Annotated in this window: 18 protein-coding genes; 12 read left to right on the plus strand and 6 right to left on the minus strand. The window is 59.9% G+C overall.

The window, feature by feature from the left end:
- The first annotated feature begins 71 nt into the window (after positions 1-71).
- The 4 genes from MEB48_RS19965 (at position 72) to MEB48_RS19980 (ending at position 4,611) form a co-directional block, all read left to right on the plus strand.
- Positions 72-1,427 carry a M16 family metallopeptidase gene (locus MEB48_RS19965; protein WP_237885663.1) on the plus strand — a complete coding sequence of 452 codons (1,356 nt, stop codon included), beginning with the start codon at positions 72-74 and terminating at the stop codon, positions 1,425-1,427.
- On the plus strand, positions 1,420-2,910 hold the full coding sequence (locus MEB48_RS19970) for a M16 family metallopeptidase (RefSeq protein ID WP_237885664.1): 1,491 nt from the start codon (positions 1,420-1,422) through the stop codon (positions 2,908-2,910). The genes MEB48_RS19965 and MEB48_RS19970 overlap by 8 nt, the downstream gene beginning before the upstream one ends.
- Positions 2,910-3,527: a 16S rRNA (guanine(966)-N(2))-methyltransferase RsmD gene (gene rsmD, locus MEB48_RS19975; RefSeq protein WP_237885665.1), complete on the plus strand. Its 618-nt coding sequence runs from the start codon at positions 2,910-2,912 to the stop codon at positions 3,525-3,527. Before MEB48_RS19970 ends, rsmD begins: the two co-directional genes overlap by 1 nt.
- 73 nt (positions 3,528-3,600) lie before the next feature.
- On the plus strand, positions 3,601-4,611 hold the full coding sequence (locus tag MEB48_RS19980) for a hydrolase (RefSeq protein WP_237885666.1): 1,011 nt from the start codon (positions 3,601-3,603) through the stop codon (positions 4,609-4,611).
- Positions 4,612-4,768: 157 nt separating this feature from the next.
- Here the strand turns inward: MEB48_RS19980 and MEB48_RS19985 are convergent, their stop codons facing one another.
- Positions 4,769-5,623 carry a sulfurtransferase gene (locus MEB48_RS19985; protein ID WP_237885667.1) on the minus strand — a complete coding sequence of 285 codons (855 nt, stop codon included), beginning with the start codon at positions 5,621-5,623 and terminating at the stop codon, positions 4,769-4,771.
- 44 nt (positions 5,624-5,667) lie between these two features.
- Complete coding sequence (locus MEB48_RS19990) at positions 5,668-6,339, minus strand: TetR/AcrR family transcriptional regulator (RefSeq protein WP_237885668.1); 672 nt, start codon at positions 6,337-6,339, stop codon at positions 5,668-5,670.
- A gap of 145 nt (positions 6,340-6,484) precedes the next feature.
- Between MEB48_RS19990 and MEB48_RS19995 the strand changes: the two genes are divergently transcribed.
- The 5 genes from MEB48_RS19995 (at position 6,485) to MEB48_RS20015 (ending at position 11,255) form a co-directional block, all read left to right on the plus strand.
- Positions 6,485-7,915, plus strand: coding sequence for a coniferyl aldehyde dehydrogenase (locus MEB48_RS19995; protein WP_237885669.1), 1,431 nt, complete (start codon positions 6,485-6,487; stop codon positions 7,913-7,915).
- Between the two features lie 28 nt (positions 7,916-7,943).
- The gene (locus MEB48_RS20000) at positions 7,944-8,489 is read left to right on the plus strand and encodes a twin-arginine translocation pathway signal protein (protein WP_237885670.1); all 546 of its coding nucleotides are present in this window, start codon (positions 7,944-7,946) and stop codon (positions 8,487-8,489) included.
- A gap of 155 nt (positions 8,490-8,644) precedes the next feature.
- A complete protein-coding gene (locus MEB48_RS20005) occupies positions 8,645-10,240 on the plus strand; it encodes a GMC family oxidoreductase (RefSeq protein ID WP_237885671.1) in 1,596 nt (531 codons plus the stop codon).
- A gap of 115 nt (positions 10,241-10,355) precedes the next feature.
- Positions 10,356-10,835 (plus strand): pantetheine-phosphate adenylyltransferase, encoded by a 480-nt coding sequence (gene coaD, locus MEB48_RS20010; protein WP_046818361.1) that lies wholly within the window; start codon positions 10,356-10,358, stop codon positions 10,833-10,835.
- A gap of 168 nt (positions 10,836-11,003) precedes the next feature.
- Positions 11,004-11,255, plus strand: coding sequence for a YfhL family 4Fe-4S dicluster ferredoxin (locus MEB48_RS20015; protein ID WP_003195146.1), 252 nt, complete (start codon positions 11,004-11,006; stop codon positions 11,253-11,255).
- Positions 11,256-11,526: 271 nt separating this feature from the next.
- On the opposite strand, the gene MEB48_RS20020 is transcribed toward MEB48_RS20015, so the two are convergent.
- The 3 genes from MEB48_RS20020 to MEB48_RS20030 are packed head-to-tail and all read right to left on the minus strand — an operon-like array spanning position 11,527 to position 13,561.
- On the minus strand, positions 11,527-11,850 hold the full coding sequence (locus tag MEB48_RS20020) for a multidrug transporter (protein WP_237885672.1): 324 nt from the start codon (positions 11,848-11,850) through the stop codon (positions 11,527-11,529).
- 54 nt (positions 11,851-11,904) lie between these two features.
- Complete coding sequence (mutM, locus tag MEB48_RS20025; protein WP_038980934.1) at positions 11,905-12,717, minus strand: bifunctional DNA-formamidopyrimidine glycosylase/DNA-(apurinic or apyrimidinic site) lyase; 813 nt, start codon at positions 12,715-12,717, stop codon at positions 11,905-11,907.
- A gap of 31 nt (positions 12,718-12,748) precedes the next feature.
- Positions 12,749-13,561, minus strand: a complete 813-nt coding sequence (locus MEB48_RS20030) for an HDOD domain-containing protein (RefSeq protein ID WP_176466876.1) — start codon at positions 13,559-13,561, stop codon at positions 12,749-12,751.
- Between the two features lie 264 nt (positions 13,562-13,825).
- On the opposite strand from MEB48_RS20030, the gene MEB48_RS20035 reads away from it, so the two are divergent.
- The 3 genes from MEB48_RS20035 to ilvD all read left to right on the plus strand — a co-directional run bounded on the left by MEB48_RS20035 (position 13,826) and on the right by ilvD (position 18,465).
- Complete coding sequence (locus MEB48_RS20035; protein ID WP_017341306.1) at positions 13,826-15,022, plus strand: class I SAM-dependent rRNA methyltransferase; 1,197 nt, start codon at positions 13,826-13,828, stop codon at positions 15,020-15,022.
- A 139-nt stretch (positions 15,023-15,161) separates the two neighbouring features.
- Positions 15,162-16,364, plus strand: coding sequence for an MFS transporter (locus tag MEB48_RS20040; RefSeq protein WP_237885673.1), 1,203 nt, complete (start codon positions 15,162-15,164; stop codon positions 16,362-16,364).
- 259 nt (positions 16,365-16,623) lie between these two features.
- Entirely contained in the window at positions 16,624-18,465 is a 1,842-nt protein-coding gene (gene ilvD / locus MEB48_RS20045; RefSeq protein ID WP_237885674.1) for a dihydroxy-acid dehydratase, read from the plus strand.
- Positions 18,466-18,666: 201 nt separating this feature from the next.
- On the opposite strand, the gene MEB48_RS20050 is transcribed toward ilvD, so the two are convergent.
- Positions 18,667-19,734 (minus strand): haloacid dehalogenase-like hydrolase, encoded by a 1,068-nt coding sequence (locus MEB48_RS20050; protein ID WP_237885675.1) that lies wholly within the window; start codon positions 19,732-19,734, stop codon positions 18,667-18,669.
- Positions 19,735-19,770 lie beyond the last annotated feature (36 nt).

A 19,770-nucleotide genomic window follows, 5' to 3' on the forward strand; every position in this document is an offset into this window, starting at 1 on the left:
ATCAGTATCCTAGCACCCTCTCGCCCGCCGACGCTAAGACCAAGCGGGCAGCCCCAAAGGTTTAAAAACGAATGAATGCTCTAGCCCGCCGCGCTGCAGGCCTGCTGTTCAGCACAGTTTGTCTGCCACTTTCAGCCCTGGCTGCCGATCCACAACCCACCCACGAATTCACCCTCGACAATGGCCTGAAGGTCGTTGTGCGCGAAGACCATCGTGCGCCGGTCGTCGTTTCCCAAGTCTGGTACAAGGTTGGCTCAAGCTATGAGACCCCGGGCCAGACCGGGCTGTCCCACGCGCTGGAACACATGATGTTCAAGGGCAGCGAGAAAGTCGGCCCCGGCGAGGCCTCGCTGATCCTGCGCGACCTCGGTGCCGAAGAGAACGCTTTCACCAGCGACGACTTCACCGCGTATTACCAAGTGCTGGCCCGTGATCGCCTGGGCGTGGCCTTCGAGCTGGAAGCCGACCGCATGGCCAATCTGCGCCTGCCAGCCGACGAGTTCACCCGCGAGATCGAAGTCATCAAAGAAGAACGTCGCCTGCGCACCGACGACAAGCCGATGTCCAAGGCCTACGAACGCTTCATGGCCATGGCTTACCCCGCCAGCGGCTATCACACGCCGACCATCGGCTGGATGGCGGACCTCGACCGCATGAAGATCGAAGAACTGCGCCACTGGTATCAATCCTGGTATGTGCCGAATAACGCCACCCTGGTGGTGGTCGGTGACGTGACCCCGGACGAAGTCAAAACCCTGGCCCAGCGTTACTTCGGCCCGATCGCCAAGCGCGACGTGCCATCAGCGAAAATCCCGCTGGAACTGGCCGAGCCCGGCGAGAGAAAGATCACCTTGCATGTGCAGACCCAATTGCCGAGCCTGATGCTGGCCTTCAACGTGCCGAGCATCGCCACCGCCGAAGACAAGCGATCGGTGAATGCCCTGCGCCTGATCTCCGCACTGCTCGACGGCGGCTACAGCGGCCGGATCCCGACGCAACTGGAACGCGGCGAAGAGCTGGTGTCCGGCGGTTCGTCGAGCTACGACGCCTATACCCGTGGCGACAGCCTGTTCACTTTGTCGGCCACGCCGAACACCCAGAAGAAGAAAACCATGGCCCAGGCGGAAGCCGGCCTGTGGAAACTGCTTGAACAGCTGAAAACCACCGCGCCGTCCACTGAAGAACTGGAGCGCGTGCGAGCGCAGGTCATTGCCGGCCTGGTCTACGAGCGTGACTCGATCACCAGCCAGGCCACCGCCATCGGCCAACTGGAAACCGTCGGACTGTCCTGGAAACTGATGGACACCGAACTCGCCGACCTGGAAAGCGTGACCCCGCAAGACATTCAGAAGGCCGCCAAGCTGTATTTCACCCGCGCACGTCTCAGCGTCGCCCATGTACTGCCACAGGAGACGACTCATGAGTGAGCGTAAAAAACCGCGCCTGGCCCTGATCGGCCTGGTCGTCATAGCATTGCTCGGGTCTGCCGCCTTCTATTTTTCCAAGTCTGACGAAACCAGCGCCAGCGAAGCCCTCGACAAAGCCAAGTCCAGTCAGAAACTGCAATCGTTGGCAGAACTCGACGACAAAGCCCCAAGCCGTCGCTCGCTGAACGTGCAGACCTGGAACACCGCCGAAGGCGCCAAGGTATTGTTCGTCGAAGCCCGTGAACTGCCGATGTTCGACATGCGCCTGACTTTCGCCGCCGGTAGCAGCCAGGACGGCGATGCACCCGGCCTGGCACTGCTGACCAACGCCATGCTCAACGAAGGTGTGGCCGGCAAAGACGTCAGCGCTATCGCCCAGGGCTTCGAAGGCCTGGGGGCTGACTTCGGTAACGGCGCGTATAAAGACATGGCGATTGCCTCCTTGCGCAGCCTCAGTGACGTGGACAAACGCGCGCCGGCCTTGAAGCTGTTCGCTGAAGTCGTCGGCAAACCGACCTTCCCCGCCGATTCGTTTGCGCGCATCAAGAACCAGATGCTGGCCGGCTTCGAATACCAGAAACAGAACCCCGGCAAACTCGCCAGCCTGGAGCTGATGAACCGCTTGTATGGCGATCACCCGTACGCGCATTCCAGCGACGGCACGGCGAAAAGCATTCCACCGATCACCCTGGCGCAGTTGCGGGCCTTCCATCAGAAAGCCTACGCCGCCGGCAACGTGGTGATTGCGCTGGTGGGCGATCTGTCGCGCGCCGAGGCCGAGACGGTTGCCGCACAAGTGTCCGCCGACCTGCCCAAGGGGCCAGCCCTGGCGAAAATCGAACAACCGACGGACCCCAAGTCCAGCATCGGCCACATCGAGTTTCCGTCCAAGCAAACCAACCTGATGATCGCGCAATTGGGCATCGACCGTGACGATCCGGATTACGCAGCGTTGTCCTTGGGCAATCAGATCCTTGGCGGCGGTGGCTTCGGCACCCGGTTGATGAGCGAAGTGCGCGAGAAGCGTGGCCTGGCCTATGGCGTGTATTCGGGTTTCAGCCCGATGCAGGTGCGCGGCCCGTTCATGATCAACCTGCAGACCCGCGCCGAGATGAGCGAAGGCACGCTGAAACTGGTGCAGGACGTGCTCGCCGACTACCTTAAGACCGGCCCCACCGAGAAAGAACTCGACGATGCCAAACGTGAACTGGCCGGCAGCTTCCCGCTGTCCACCGCCAGCAACGCCGATATCGTCGGGCAGCTTGGTGCCATGGGTTTCTACAACTTGCCGCTGAGCTACCTGGAAGACTTCATGCAGCAGTCCCAGAGCCTGACCGTCGAGCAAGTCAAAGCCGCATTGAACAAACACCTGAGCACGGACAAACTGGTCATCGTCAGCGCTGGCCCGACCGTGCCACAAAAGCCGTTGCCGGCCCCTACTGACAAACCTGCCGAGCAACCGCTCGGGGTTCCGGAGCATTAATGGCCAGTCCATCGCGTCCTAAAAAACCTGTTCACAACGTGCATAACGGCGTGAATCAACTGCGCATCATCGGCGGCGAATGGCGCAGCCGAAAGCTGAGCTTCCCGGATGCTCCGGGCCTGCGACCGACCCCGGACCGGGTGCGTGAAACCCTGTTCAACTGGCTCGCGCCTTATGTCGCCGGGGCCAAGGTGCTCGACCCCTTTGCCGGTAGCGGCGCATTGTTTCTCGAGGCGTTGTCCCGTGGCGCAGCAATGGGCCAGGCACTGGATGCAAGCAACATTGCGGTAGCGAGCATCAAGGAACATCTGGGCACCCTGCGCTGCACGACTGGGCAAGTACAGACTGCCGACGCCTTGCGCTATCTCGAAACCCAACCGGCCACGGCATTCGATCTGGTGTTTCTCGACCCGCCATTCAATCAGAATCTGTTGCCGGCCGTTTGCACGTTGCTCGAAGAGCGTCATTGGCTGAGTGACGATGCGTGGGTCTACACTGAAAGCGAAACGGCACCGTCGATGTTGGGTTTGCCAGAAAATTGGCGCCTGCATCGGGAGCAAAAATCGGGACGGGTGTACTACGCGTTGTGGCAACGTATGGCAGGGATCGCCGGCTAGTCCGGCCTGAAAAAACGGTGCGAAGCTCAGTCAGTTAACGCTGCGGGTAAGCACCGCTGCATCGAGAGCAATCGTGTCCCATCTGCCAGAACGTTTCACCCCCGCCTTCACGCCCGCCTACGGTCTGGGTAATCCGCACTTACAAACCCTGTGGGGACCGCTATGGCGCAAAACCACGCATATCAACCGCGAACGCGAACGTTTGTGGCTCGAAGACGGCGACTTCCTTGACCTCGACTGGCACGGCCCCCACAGCACGAATGCGCCGCTGGTGTTGGTGCTGCACGGCCTGACCGGCTCATCGAACTCGCCTTATGTGGCCGGGGTGCAAAAGGCGCTGGGTGCCCAGGGTTGGGCCAGCGTCGCGCTGAACTGGCGAGGCTGCTCCGGCGAGCCCAATCTGTTGCCACGCAGTTACCATTCCGGGGCCAGTGAAGACCTGGCGGAAACCATCAAACACCTGCGAAACCAACGCCCCCTTGCACCGCTGTATGCGGTCGGTTATTCCATGGGCGGTAATGTGTTGCTCAAGCATCTGGGCGAAACGGGCAGCAACAGCGGTGTGCTAGGCGCCGTCGCAGTGTCGGTGCCGTTTCGCCTCGATCACTGCGCCGATCGTATCGGCCAGGGTTTTTCCAAATTCTATCAAGCGCATTTCATGCGAGAGATGGTCGCCTACATCAAGAACAAGCAGCGCAGGTTCCAGCATGAAGGGCATCAGGATGGCCTGGCGGCATTGGAGGCGCTGGGCTCACTGGAGAATATGCGCACCTTCTGGGATTTCGACGGCCGGGTGACCGCACCGCTGAATGGTTTCGCCGATGCCGCGGATTATTATCGCCGCGCGTCGAGTCGTTATTTCCTCGGAGAGATTCGCACACCGACCCTGATCATCCAGGCGGCCGATGACCCGTTTGTCTTTCCTCATAGCCTGCCGCAAGCCGATGAATTGTCTGCCTGCACCCAATTCGAATTGCAGGCCAAGGGTGGGCATGTCGGCTTCGTCGACGGCTCGTTCCGGCAACCGGGTTACTACCTGGAACGGCGCATTCCCCAATGGCTGGCCACCACGGGGCGCAAGTAAACCGTGGGCTCCGCTCAAGGGGCTGGGGGTGATCTCAAAAGCACGCTATTACTCATGTGGGAGCGGGCTTGCTCGCGAAAGCGGTGGGTCAGCCGCCATCAATGCTGACTGACCCACCGCTTTCGCGAGCAAGCCCGCTCCCACAGGAGATTTGCGTTTACTCGCCGGTGGCGACGCCTCGCGCAGGATCGTTGATCCACTCGCTCCACGACCCGGCATACAACGCTCCCAACGGATAACCCGCCAGGCACAGGGCGAACAAGTTGTGGCAGGCGGTCACACCGGAACCGCAATACGCGACCAACTCGGTCGGTGAACGATCACCGAGCTTTGCGGCAAACCGCTGCTTGAGCTGTTCGGCCGGCAGGAACCGCCCGTCGTTGCCCAGGTTATCGGTGAACGCGGCACATTGTGCGCCGGGGATGTGCCCGGCAATCGGATCGATCGGCTCCACTTCGCCCTTGAAACGTGGCAAGCCGCGGGCGTCGAGCAAAGTCAGCGCGGGCTGGCCGAGACGTTGCTGGAGTTGTTCGGCGCTGAGCACCAACGAAGCATCTGGCGTCCCGGTGAAGGTGCCGCGAGTGATTGTTGGCGGATCAAGACTCAGGGGCAATCCGGCGGCGTGCCACGCTTTCAGCCCGCCATCGAGAATGAACACGCCATCGCGCTTGCCCAGCCACGCCAGCAACCACCAGGCCCGCGCCGCGTAGGCGCCGGGACCGTCATCGTACAAAACCACTTCGCTGTCGGCGTTGATGCCCCAGGTTTGCAAGCGTTCGATCAAGTCGGCGGGTTCTGGCAATGGATGACGCCCGGTAACCCCCTTGACCACTGTCCCACTCAAATCACGCTCAAGATCGGCAAAGCTCGATCCGGCAATATGCCCTTCGGCGTAGCTGCGCTGACCGTAGTCCGGGTCTTCGAGGGCAAAACGACAATCCAGAATCACCAGCCCCGGCGTCTCCTTTTTCAGGTCCAACGCTTGCGGGCTGATCAGTTGCGCAATGGGCATAACGGGCTCCTGTGATGTTGTCGGCTTCAATCCTGCTGCACTCTTTATCCTACTTCTTCAAGCGCCTGGGCCAGCGGCACATAAAACTCTTCGAACAGTGCATTCACCGCATTGCGAGATTGATCGGTGACGAACCCGGCCTCCAGCACCAGCACCTGATAAACGCCACGCTTAATGGCCTGTTCGCTCAGATGGTTGGAATTTTCCCGCGTGGTGCACAGAAAACGCACCCACGAGGTGAGGATGATCCAGGCATTGAGGGTCAGGGATTCGATCTGAACCTTATCCATGCACAGAATGCCCGCCTCGACGAAGCCGGCGTAGATGTGCGTGCCCTGGATCAGGCAGCGCTGGGAAAAACGCCGGTAACGGGCGGCCAGCTCGGGATCGCTGTCGAGCAAATGCTCGAGGTCGCGATGCAGGAAGCGGTAGCGCCACATGGCGGAGAGCAATTCCTTGAGATAGAAGCGCTTGTCTTCAACTGTCGCGGCACGCCCTTGGGGCGGGCGCAGGAAGCTGTCCACCAGGCTTTCGTACTCACTGAACAACACGGCGATGATCGCCTGCTTGTTGGGGAAGTGGTAGTACAGATTGCCCGGAGAAATCTCCATGTGGGCAGCAATGTGGTTGGTGCTGATGCTGCGCTCGCCCTGCTGATTGAACAGCTCCAGGCTGTTCTGCACGATGCGCTCGCTGGTTTTGATCCGAGGGGCCATGGCTTGAGCTTTAATTCAGAGTGCGGTGATGGGCATCTTACGACCTATCCGCGGATGGATAAACAAAGCTGCACCAGGATGGTATTTGACTTTCTAGAGCATAGACTCTAAAAAGTGCCTCATTACAATAAATCCGGAGCCGACCATGCCTGCTGACATCGCCTACCTGAAAAACCTGCAGCAGCCTCTGGACGAGCTCCAAACCCTGTTCGACGCTCAACGTGCGGCATACGCGGCCCACCCGATGCCGCCCGCGGCTCAGCGCCAGCAATGGCTAAAAGCGTTGCGGGATCTGCTGAGCAATGAGCGCGAGGTCCTGATCGACGCCATCAGCCAGGATTTCAGCCACCGCAGCGCCGATGAAACCCTGCTCGCCGAATTGATGCCCAGCCTGCACGGCATTCACTACGCCAGCCGGCATCTCAAAACCTGGATGAAAACCTCGCGACGCAAAGTCGGCCTCGCCTTTCAACCAGCGTCAGCCAAAGTCGTTTATCAGCCGTTGGGCGTGGTCGGAGTGATCGTGCCGTGGAACTATCCGCTTTATCTGGCCATCGGGCCGCTGGTGGGCGCGTTGTCGGCGGGCAACCGGGTGATGCTCAAACTCAGCGAATCGACCCCGGCCACCGGTTTGCTGCTCAAGGAACTGCTGGGTCGAATCTTTCCCCAGGATCTGGTCTGCGTTGTATTGGGCGAGGCCGATATCGGCGTGGCGTTCTCCCGACTGCGTTTCGATCACTTGCTGTTCACGGGCGCCACCAGTATCGGCAAACATGTGATGCGCGCGGCGGCCGAAAATCTGACCCCGGTGACCCTCGAACTGGGCGGCAAGTCTCCGGCCATCGTTTCCCGCGATGTGCCGCTCAAGGACGCCGCCGAACGCATCGCTTTCGGCAAGACCCTCAACGCTGGGCAAACCTGTGTCGCCCCGGACTATGTGCTGGTGCCGGAAGACCGCGTCGGTTCTTTCGTCGAAGCCTATCGTCAGGCGGTTCGCAGTTTTTATCCGACGCTGGCCGACAACCCGGACTACACCGCCATCATCAACGACCGGCAGTTGGCGCGTCTCAACGGCTACCTCAGCGACGCCACCAGCAAGGGCGCGCTGCTGATTCCGCTGTTCGATCAGGGCCAGGGCCGGCGCATGAGTCATAGCCTGCTGCTCAACGTCAGCGACGAGATGACCGTGATGCAGGACGAAATCTTCGGCCCGTTGCTGCCGATCGTACCGTACAAGGATCTCGACGAAGCGTTTGCCTACATCAACCAGCGACCTCGTCCGCTGGCGCTGTATTACTTCGGCTACGACAAGCGTGAGCAAAACCGCGTCCTCGACGAAACCCATTCCGGCGGCGTTTGCCTCAATGACACTTTGCTGCACGTGGCTCAGGACGATATGCCGTTCGGCGGCATCGGTGCCTCGGGCATGGGTCACTACCACGGCCACGAAGGTTTCCTGACTTTCAGCAAGGCCAAAGGCGTACTGATCAAACAGCGCTTCAACGCGGCGAAGCTGATCTATCCGCCGTACGGAAAATCCATTCAGAAACTGATCCAGAAGCTGTTTATCCGCTAACGATCATCACCACCGGGTAATAACAATAATGAGCCCAAGCCTGTCCGACACACCCGCGCTGTCCCGGCGCGGCCTGCTTAAATTCAGCCTCGGCGCCAGCGTCTTTCTGGCCACAGCCGGATTAGGCGCGAGCCTCAGCGGCTGCTCGTCGAGCACCCCGGCCAGCGGTTTCGCGATTCTGCGCAGCAGCGACCTGTTGTTTCTACGGGCAGTGATTCCGGTGATGCTCGATGGCGCCGTGACCGTTGAAAAAATGCCGGCCGCTGTTGCCGAGACCTTGCACTGCCTGGATAACGGCCTGAATCACTTGTCGCCGGAAATGCTCAAACTGACCCGGCAATTGTTCGATGTGTTGGGGATGGCCGTGACTCGCGGGCCATTGACCGGGATCTGGGGCAGTTGGGAAAACGCCAGCAGCGAACAGATCCGGCACTTTCTCGATCGATGGGAAAACAGTTCATTGAGCCTGCTGCGCATGGGCCATAGCTCGTTGCTGCAAATGGTGATGATGGCGTGGTACAGCCGGGCGGAATCGTGGGCGCATTGCGGGTATCCCGGGCCGCCCACGGTTTGAGACCGCAGCGCGCCCTTCGCGAGCAAGCCCGCTCCCACAGGGATTGAGTCGTTCACAAAAGGGTGGTCCATCTCAAAACCTGTGGGAGCGGGCTTGCTCGCGAAGGCGTCAGCCGCCTCACCACTGCACCCCACAATAAAAAAGAGAACCCAAACATGCCCGTACCCGATCCGTTCCGCGAAGGCCTGGCCCGTGGCTGGAAAACTTACAACGGTTCGCAACTGACCCAGGACCTGACCCTCGAAGCGGATGTAGCGATCATCGGCAGCGGTGCCGGCGGCGGGACCACCGCCGAAATCCTCAGCGCCGCCGGTTACAAGGTGTTGCTGATCGAAGAAGGCCCGCTCAAGACCAGCAGCGACTTCAAGATGCTCGAAGACCAGGCCTACACCAGCCTCTATCAGGAAGGCATCGGGCGCATGAGCAAGGACGGCGCGATCACCATCCTCCAGGGCCGGGCAGTGGGCGGCACCACGCTGATCAATTGGACTTCGAGCTTTCGCACCCCGGATCCGACACTGGAGCACTGGGCCAAGGAGCACGACGTCAAAGGCCATACGCCGGCCGATATGGCGCCCTGGTTCGAGCAAATGGAGCAGCGCCTGGGTGTCGCCCCCTGGCTGGTGCCGCCCAACGCCAACAACGACGTCATCCGCATAGGCTGCGAAAAGCTCGGTTATGCCTGGCGTGTGATTCCGCGCAACGTGCGCGGCTGCTGGAACATCGGCTACTGCGGCATGGGTTGCCCGACCAACGCCAAACAGTCAATGCTGGTCACGACTATCCCGGCGACCCTGGAAAAGGGTGGCGAGCTGCTCTATCTGGCCCGCGCCGAAAAGCTATCGATCAAGGACGGCAAGGTCACTGGCCTGCACTGTGTGGCGATGGATGAACGTTGCGTTGCGCCCACCGGACGCACGATTACGGTCAAGGCGCGGCATTACGTGTTGGCCGGCGGCGGGATCAATAGCCCGGCGCTGCTATTGCGCTCCGAAGCGCCGGATCCTCACGAGCGGCTGGGCAAACGGACCTTCCTGCACCTGGTAAACATGTCCGCCGGGCTGTTCGATGAGGTGATCAACCCGTTCTACGGCGCGCCGCAGTCGATCTATTCCGACCATTTCCAGTGGCAGGATGGCACCACCGGCAAGATGTCCTACAAACTTGAAGTTCCACCGCTGCACCCAGCGCTGGCCAGCACTCTGCTCGGCGGTTTCGGCACTGAAAGCGCCCGGCATATGGAAAACCTGCCGCACACCCACGCCATGCTGGCGTTGCTGCGGGACGGTTTTCACCCGGACAGTCCCGGTGGCAACGTCGAATTGCGCGGTGACGGCACACCCGAGCTCGATTATCAGGTTTCACCTTACGCCTGGGACGGGTTGCGCCGGGCTTTCCACAGCATGGCCGAGATCCAGTTCGCCGGTGGCGCCAACGCCGTGATGCCGATGCACGCCGACGCGCGCTACGTAAAAACCCTTGCCGAAGCGCGCACGCTGATTAATGGCCTGAGCCTTGAGTTGTATCGCACACGTCTGGGCAGTGCCCATGTGATGGGCGGTTGTGCCATGGGTGAAGACCCGAAAAACGCTGTGACCGATAGCCTCGGCCGACATCACCAGTTGCGCAATTTGTCGATTCACGACGGCTCGCTTTTCCCCACCAGCATTGGCGCAAACCCCCAATTGTCGGTCTACGGGTTGACGGCGCAATTGGCGACTTTGCTGGCCGAACGTTTGAAAAACCCATGAAAATGCGGAATATTCCCGTCGTCTATAGTGCTTTCTTACCCAACAGGCGACTTGGCCGACCGGGAAGGCTGCGATACCATCCGACTCCCCAACGGATTCCCGCCAGGACGACGCGATGAACCGAGTGTTGTACCCAGGTACCTTCGACCCTATTACCAAGGGCCATGGCGATCTGGTCGAACGCGCCTCGCGCCTGTTCGATCACGTGATCATCGCCGTCGCCGCCAGCCCCAAAAAAAACCCGCTGTTTCCCTTGGAACAACGTGTGGAGCTGGCCCGCGAGGTCACCAAGCATTTGCCGAACGTTGAAGTCGTCGGTTTCTCGACGTTGCTCGCGCACTTTGCCAAAGAGAAGAACGCCAACGTATTCCTGCGTGGTTTACGCGCGGTATCGGATTTCGAATACGAATTCCAGCTGGCCAACATGAACCGCCAACTGGCGCCGGATGTGGAAAGCCTGTTTCTTACCCCGTCCGAGCGTTATTCGTTCATTTCCTCGACGCTGGTTCGTGAAATCGCAGCCTTGGGTGGCGATATCACCAAGTTCGTCCACCCGGTGGTGGCCGACGCCCTCACCCAGCGCTTCAAGAAGTAACCCTGCTGCAGGAGGTGCGGTGCGGCGGTTCGACTTGCCAGCGAACGAACCACGCAGTGCACCTGATACACCGCCTTCGCCAGTAAGCTGGCTCCTACAGCGACAATGCGGCACAATTGTGCGCATTGGTTTATTGCGCCCGGGCCTGCCGCCCTGGCTGGAGTTAGCATGTCCCTGATCATCACCGACGATTGCATCAACTGCGACGTCTGCGAACCCGAGTGCCCGAACGCCGCCATCTCCCAGGGCGAAGAGATCTACGTGATCGACCCGAACCTGTGCACACAATGTGTCGGCCACTACGACGAACCGCAGTGCCAACAAGTCTGCCCGGTGGATTGCATCCCGCTGGACGAGGCTCATCCGGAGACTGAAGAACAGTTGATGGAGAAATACCGGAAGATTACCGGTAAGGCTTGAGTCATTCGGCGCCTGTCCGGGCGCCTTCGCGGGCAAGCCTCAATGCCAGTCAGTTAAGCGCAATTCTGTAGGAGCGGGCTTGCCCGCGAAGGCGGCGGTACAGTCAACATTGATGTCGCCAGATATGCCGCTTTCGCGAGCAAGCTCGCTCCTACAGGGTTCCGTGTCTTAACTGACTGGCATTGGGGCAAGCCTTGCTCCTACAGGTCCGCGTCATCCCCGAAATTCATAATCTGTAGGAGCGAGGCTTGCCCGCGAAGCTTTTAGAGCTTCACTCCTGCTGCTCAAACCCCTCCCCGATACACCCCAGGCACCGCACAAATGCGGCTTTCGCCGGGTCGACCACCAACGCCTGCCCCGCATCGCCAATGCCGCCACCCAACGCGGTAAACGGCAACGACAGCACAAACGCCCCGGCGCCGATCACCGTCGCCGCCACCAGTAACGGTCGGGCAATCAGTAAATCGCCAAGCATGGCGTAGGCCGGTGGATTCTGGATGGTGTAACGCGGATCGCCGCTGCCGTTCTCAGCCGCCAGCGCGGGCGCACCGACGCTCAGCAGCAGCGCAACGACAAGGGTTCGAAACAGATTCATGGCACGGTCCTTCGGCTAGGCAGTGAGAACACTGACTATAGACCGTAGCCGATATCAGCTCTGACAGCGCGGACAAAAAACACTGGCGCGCTGCCCCAGTTTGACCTCCCGCAGCCCTGTGCCACAGACCTTGCAGTGTTCACCACCACGGCCGTACACGAACAGTTCCTGCTGGAAATAACCCGGTTGACCGTCACCGCCGATGAAATCCCGCAGCGTGGTGCCGCCGCGTTCGATAGCGGCGGCCAGGATGCGCTTGATCTCGATCGCCAGCTTCAAATAGCGCGCCCGGGAAATGCTCTTGGCTTCACGGCGCGGGTCGATGCCGGCCGCAAACAGCGCTTCAGTCGCATAGATATTGCCGACGCCGACCACCACCGCGTTGTCCATGATGAACGGCTTGACCGCCATGGAGCGTCCGCGGGATTGCTGGAACAGGCGCTCGCCGTCAAACAGATCGGTCAACGGCTCCGGCCCCAGGCGAATCAGCAGTTCATGGTTCAGCGGATCGAGACTCCAGAGCATCGCCCCAAACCGTCGCGGGTCGGTGTAACGCAGCGCCAGGCCCGATTCCAGTTCGATGTCCACATGCTCATGCTTGGCCGCCGGCATGCCGACTTCCACCAGCCGCAGATTCCCCGACATCCCCAAATGACTGATCAGCGTGCCGACTTCGGCGTTGATCAGCAGGTACTTGGCGCGCCGTTCCACCAGCACGATGCGCTGGCCGGACAGGCGCACATCCAGGTCTTCGGGGATCGGCCAGCGCAGACGGCGCTCACGCACGATCACCCGGCTGACACGCTGGCCTTCCAGGTGCGGTGCAATTCCGCGGCGGGTGGTTTCGACTTCCGGCAGTTCAGGCATGGGGTTCTCGAATCAGGCGAAGGTTCGACACTCAACGCGTGGAGAGGTCGCGAATTTCTTGTTTCTGGGTTTCGAAATCGTATTCCGATAGACCCATGTAATCGAGCACCAAGGGCCCGACACTGTTCCATTCATGGTCTTCGGACTGGTTGCCCAGCACCCGGAAGGAGGCGCAAATGTGCTCGGCCATCTTCAGGATCGCCAGCAGGTTTTTCAGCGGCGTGTTGCGCGACGACTCATCGCTGAAAATGGCCAGGGCGTTGTGATGGTTGGCAATGGCCTGGGTGACATGTTCCGGCAGGCGCCAGGATTTGGCGGTGTAATACCCGACCACGGCGTGGTTGGTGTTGTATTGCCTGTTCTCGGTATCCACCACACGGCATTCGGCACTGGCGTTGCCATAGGCCTGTTCCAGCACTTTCATGTAATCGGGGAATTTCTTGAGCATCAGCGGGATGCCGCAATCGTGGAACAGGCCCAGCGCATAGGCTTCATCGCCGGCCTGGACACCGACGCGTTTGGCCAGGGTCAGGCATGTCATCGCCACGTCCTGCGCCGTGTCCCAGAAACGGTTGAGGGTGACGATGGCGTCGTCGTTCAGCTCGCCCTTGATCGACTGCGCATTGATCAGGTTGATGATCGAACGGCTGCCCAACAGGTTCACTGCCCGCTGGATCGCGGTGATTTTGTTACTCAAGCCGTAGTACGGCGAGTTGACGATTTTCAGCAAGGCGCCGGAAAGGCCTGGGTCCTGGGAGATCAGCTTCGCGATCACTTCCAGGTCCGGGTCGGGCATGTACTGCTCCATCTGCAGATCCACCATGATCTGCGGCTGGGGCGGCACGCTGATGCCTTGCAGGGACTGTTGAATCTGTTCGGTCGTCAGCTCTTGGGACATAAGTACGCACTCCGGGTCAGGCGGGGATTCTAACCCTGTAGGAGCGGGCTTGCCCGCGAAAGCGGCGGTACCAGTCAACATTGATGTTGCCTGACATACCGCTTTCGCGGGCAAGCCCGCTCCTACAGGCCTCATCCGCGTTTCATCGACCACCAAACCCGCCACTCCCTCAACACGCTATACTCCCGCTCTTTTTTCCGGAGCGACGTCATGTCCCTGCCTAGCCTGCGCCTCAAAGCCAACGCCGACCGTCGCCTGCGAAACGGCCACCTGTGGGTCTACAGCAACGAAATCGATGTAGCCGCCACCCCTTTGCACGGTTTCAAGGCCGGCGATCAGGCGATCCTCGAAGCCGCCGGCGGCAAGCCGCTGGGCATCGTTGCCATGAGCCCGAACAACCTGATCTGCGCACGCTTGCTGTCGCGCGACATCAAGTTGCCGCTGGACAAGTCGCTGCTGGTGCATCGCCTGAATGTTGCCCTGTCCCTGCGCGATCGCCTGTTCGACAAGCCGTTCTATCGTCTGGTCTACGGCGATTCCGATCTGCTGCCAGGCCTGGTGGTCGACCGTTTCGGCGATATCCTGGTAGTCCAGATCGCCTCGGCGACCATGGAAGCTCACAAAGATGACGTGATCGCGGCACTGACCCAAGTGCTCAAGCCAAGCGGCATTCTGTTCAAGAACGACTCCGCCGCCCGTGATGCCGAAGGCCTCAACCGCTACGTCGAAACCGTATTCGGCCTCGTGCCCGAGTGGGTTGCGCTGGAAGAGAACGGCGTGAAATTCGAAGCGCCCGTCATCCAGGGGCAGAAAACCGGCTGGTTCTACGACCACCGTATGAACCGCGCGCGCCTGGCACCTTATGCCAAAGGCAAACGCGTACTGGACTTGTACAGCTACATCGGCGGCTGGGGCGTTCAAGCGGCAGCCTTCGGCGCCAGTGAAGTGTTCTGCGTCGATGCGTCGGCCTTCGCCCTTGACGGCGTCGAGCGCAACGCCGCTCTGAACGGTTTCGCCGAAAAAATGACCTGCATCGAAGGCGACGTGTTCGAAGCCCTGAAGGAACTGAAAGCCAGCGAAGAACGTTTCGACGTCATCGTGGCCGACCCTCCTGCCTTCATCAAACGCAAGAAAGACATGAAAAACGGTGAAGGCGCCTACCGTCGCCTGAACGAGCAAGCCATGCGCCTGCTGAGCAAGGACGGCATCCTGGTCAGCGCATCGTGCTCGATGCACCTGCCGGAAGACGATCTGCAGAACATTCTGCTGACCAGCGCCCGTCACCTGGACCGCAATATCCAGATGCTGGAGCGCGGCGGCCAGGGCCCGGACCACCCTGTACACCCGGCGATTGCCGAGACTCGTTACATCAAGAGCATCACCTGCCGTCTGCTGCCAAACAGCTAACCCCCTCCTGTAGGAGCAATCGAGCGTCGGCCGGCTGCTCCTACAACAGATTCAGAAAGGGCCTACGCTCGCCTGCATTGACTTGCCTCTTCGTCAAATCAATCCTCGTCCCCCCCTCACGGAACGAGCGCGTTGATTGATGACCCACGCCAAAAACACCCAAGAAAAGCCGTTAATCGTCCTGTTGCTGATGACCATGACACTGCTGGGTGTTTTCCCATTGGACGTGGTTCTTCCTTCCTTTCCCGACATGTCGGTCTATTTCCAGACCTCGCCGCCCGATGTTGCCCTCTCCGTCAGCGTGTTTGCCATCAGCCTGGCGTTTTCCGTGATGCTGGTGGGGCCGCTTTCGGATAGGTGGGGCCGCAAAAAGCTGTTGCTGGGAGGGATCGCCATCGCGGCCATTGGCGCGGTTGGATGCGCAGTTTCTCGCGAATACAGCTGGTTTCTGGTTTTTCGTGTGGTCCAGGCGATCGGTTGCGGGTCCTTCTCGCTGTCACAGGCGCTGGTGCAGGATTTATTCATCGGCCATGAAAGGCAGCGGCTCAGGATCTGGATGGTGACCGCGGGCGGCGTCTTCATTTCAATTTCCCCGCTGCTGGGGACTTGGCTGCAATTGCAGTTTGGCTGGCAAGGCAGCTTTTATGTGTTTGTCACGCTAGCCGTTTTTGGCGGGTTAAGTGCTTGTTTGCTACTCAAGGAATCCTCGTCTAGCCGCACGGCATCGAAGGGGGGATTTTTCCGTGTTTACGGGTATGTGTGTTCGGATGCTCGCTTCATGAGCTATCGGCTGATTTCAGCCTTGGCCTTCGCCTGTCATTTCTCGTTCATCGTCACTTCACCCAATATTTTCATGGAGAACCTGACCCTTTCACCGTATGAGTTCGCCTGGGCGTTGCTGCTGTATGGCGTTGCCTATGTGGGCGGCGGCGGTGTAGCCAGCGTTTTGCATCGACACCTGCAAGCCAATACCCAGATCATTATTGGCCTGGTGCTGATCGCTGCTTCAGGTGTGTTGATGCTATGGCTGACTCGCCACTTCGGCCTCTCTGCCGTCACGGTCCTGGTATCCATGCTTATTTGCACGATCGGAACCACCATTGTCAGGCCAGTCGTCAATTGCAAAGCCATGGATATCCACCCGCAATACGCCGGAACATCGACCTCGGTCGGCGCCGTGTTGATCTTCATGTGCGGCGGCGTGATCAGCGCGGTGATCAATCTATCGCCCGAAGACCTGACCACGACATTAGCCCTGTGCTTTCTGACATCGAGCTTCGCAGGCCTTGGACTGAATGCATTGATCATCCAACGGAATAAACAGGCACTCGATATCGGGTAGTAACCCGCCGATCGTCACCCCACACGCCCCATCAGCGCTGGATCAACAGTTTCCGGCATTCCCTCCAGCCGCCAGCGGTGTAGAATCGCGAGATTCATCGCCAGTCATCCCCCGGCGGGTTTATGAGCTCAAGCTGAAGCGCGCGGCGATCCCGCAAAGTTATCGGCAACTTCCGGACACACGGCCATTTCTGAGTGTTCCAGACGTCAATAGAAGCTCACTTCCCTTTTGATACCTGATTAGCCGCCCGGAGTGCTTCATGCCTGATTACCGCTCGAAAACATCCACCCACGGCCGCAACATGGCCGGTGCCCGCGCACTGTGGCGCGCCACGGGGATGAAAGATGACGACTTCAAGAAGCCGATCATCGCCATTGCCAACTCCTTTACCCAGTTCGTTCCAGGCCATGTGCACCTCAAGGATCTGGGGCAACTGGTCGCTCGCGAAATCGAACGGGCCGGCGGCGTCGCCAAAGAATTCAACACCATCGCCGTGGATGACGGCATCGCCATGGGCCACGACGGCATGCTCTATTCGCTGCCGAGCCGCGAGATCATCGCCGACTCCGTCGAATACATGGTCAACGCCCACTGCGCCGACGCCATCGTGTGCATCTCCAACTGCGACAAGATCACCCCTGGCATGTTGATGGCGTCTCTGCGCCTGAACATCCCGGTGATCTTCGTGTCCGGCGGCCCGATGGAAGCCGGCAAGACCAAACTGGCCAGCCACGGTCTCGACCTGGTCGATGCCATGGTGATCGCCGCCGACTCCAGCGCATCTGACGAGAAAGTCGCTGAGTACGAGCGTAGCGCCTGCCCTACTTGCGGCTCCTGCTCCGGCATGTTCACCGCCAACTCGATGAACTGCCTGGTTGAAGCCCTGGGCCTGGCATTGCCGGGCAACGGTTCGACCCTGGCCACCCACAGCGACCGCGAACAACTGTTCCTGCAGGCCGGCCGCACCATCGTCGAGCTGTGCAAGCGTTACTACGGCGAGAACGATGAGTCAGTGTTGCCGCGCAACATCGCCAACTTCAAGGCGTTCGAAAACGCCATGACCCTGGACATCGCCATGGGCGGTTCCACCAACACCATCCTGCACTTGCTGGCCGCGGCCCAGGAAGCCGAGATCGATTTCGACCTGCGCGACATCGACCGTCTCTCCCGCCATGTACCGCAATTGTGCAAGGTCGCGCCGAACATCCAGAAATACCACATGGAAGACGTGCACCGTGCCGGCGGGATCTTCAGCATCCTCGGCTCCCTGGCCCGTGGCGGCCTTCTGCACACCGACCTGCCGACCGTGCACAGCAAGACCATGGCCGAAGGTATCGCCAAGTGGGACATCACCCAGACCACCGACGAAGCCGTGCATCACTTCTTCAAGGCCGGTCCGGCGGGCATTCCGACGCAAACCGCGTTCAGCCAGTCGACCCGTTGGGAAACCCTGGATGACGACCGTGAAAACGGCTGCATCCGCAGTGTCGAACATGCTTACTCGAAAGAAGGCGGCCTGGCCGTTCTGTACGGCAACATCGCTCTGGACGGTTGCGTGGTGAAAACCGCCGGCGTCGACGAGTCGATTCACGTCTTCGAAGGCAATGCGAAGATCTTCGAAAGCCAGGATAGCGCCGTACGCGGCATCCTCGCCGACGAAGTGAAGGCCGGCGACATCGTGATCATTCGTTACGAAGGCCCGAAAGGCGGCCCGGGCATGCAGGAAATGCTGTACCCAACGTCTTACCTGAAATCCAAAGGCCTGGGCAAAGCCTGCGCCCTGCTCACCGATGGCCGCTTCTCTGGCGGCACTTCGGGCCTGTCCATTGGCCACGCTTCGCCAGAAGCCGCTGCCGGTGGCGCGATCGGTCTGGTGCAGGATGGCGACAAAGTTCTGATCGACATTCCGAACCGCTCGATCAACCTGTTGATCAGCGATGAAGAAATGGCCGCGCGCCGTGCCGAGCAGGACAAGAAAGGCTGGAAACCGGTGGAAGTGCGTCCACGTAAAGTGACCACTGCGCTGAAAGCCTATGCGCTGTTGGCCACCAGCGCCGACAAGGGTGCGGTACGTAACAAGGCGATGCTCGACGGGCTGTAAGCGTCAGTCGCAGAAACAAAAATGCCCCGCCAAGTGCGGGGCTGATCGTTCCCACGCTCCCGCGTGGGAATGCCTCAAGGGACGCTCTGCGTCCAGTGACGCGGAGCGTCACGGGCTGCATTCCCACGCAGAGCGTGGGAACGATCATCACCGAGGATCCCTGTGGGAGCGAGGCTTGCCCGCGAATGCCACAACTCGGTCTTACTGAATCTCTTCCGGTTTCACGATCACCCAGTTCTTGTCCGCCGTCACTGCCAACCCTTCTTTCGCCTGGGCTGCTGCGTTTTTGGCCATCATGCCGTTAATCTGCGTCATGTACTTGTCTTTGCGGTTGACCCACAAATGGATGCCGCCCTTGGACACGTCGACGCTGTGGAACAACATGTAGCCATCGCTGGTCGGGGTATCGCCGCCCACGAGGACCGGTTTTTTCCATTCATCGATATACGTCAGGATCGCCGACTGCTTACCGGCCATCCAGGTGGCCGGGGTCCACAGGTACGGGGTCAATTCGAGGCCCAGATTGGCCTTCTCATCATACTTGCCAGCGGTGACCTGCTTGCGTGCGGTGGTCAACTCGCCGGTCTTGCGGTCCTTGAGCAACAGGCTCACGCCAATCACGTTCTGCGGTTTGACGTTGTAGCCGTATTTCGGATCGGAAGCGACCATGCGCACCAGTTCTTCGGAGGCGGCGGTCATCACATAAACCTCGATGCCATTCTCCATCAGCTTGTTGTAGAGCTCTTTCTGGCCGGTGAAGATTTTCGGCGGGTTGACGTCGATGGTCTTGACCACATCGCCATCGTAATAAGTGCTCGGCACCGGTTTTCCGGACGCCATCAGCTCATCGACATTGCCCTTGAGCTCTTGAAGCGTGAAGCCGGAAAACACTTGGGCGACCCATGGATAGCACACCATGTCGTCGATTTCGCAGAGGCGATAGTAGTAGCTGAACAGGCTTTCCTTATGGTCGGCCGTGTCCTTGAACGGCATCAGTTTCAGGGAGGGATCGAGGCTCTCGCGGGTGATCAGGCCTTTGTTTTCCATGAACGGCAACAAGGACTCTTCGAGGTCGTAGCGGTAACTGGTGTTGTCCATGTCGAACACCGCGAAGTTACCCTTGTTGGCATTGGCCGCGATCATCGCGTCCAGCGCTTTGGCCTGATCGGCTGGCCAGTGCTTCAAATCGGTAGCGAATACCTGGCCGGCAAGGCCCAGGCTCAAACCCAATCCAAGTGCGGCAGCCAGAAATTTCGGTGCGAGTTTCATCGGCGTTTCTCCCTGATTCAAAGAAATCGACGCTAA

Source organism: Pseudomonas sp. PGPR40 (assembly GCF_022014505.1).
In the GTDB taxonomy this organism is placed as follows: Bacteria; Pseudomonadota; Gammaproteobacteria; order Pseudomonadales; family Pseudomonadaceae; genus Aquipseudomonas.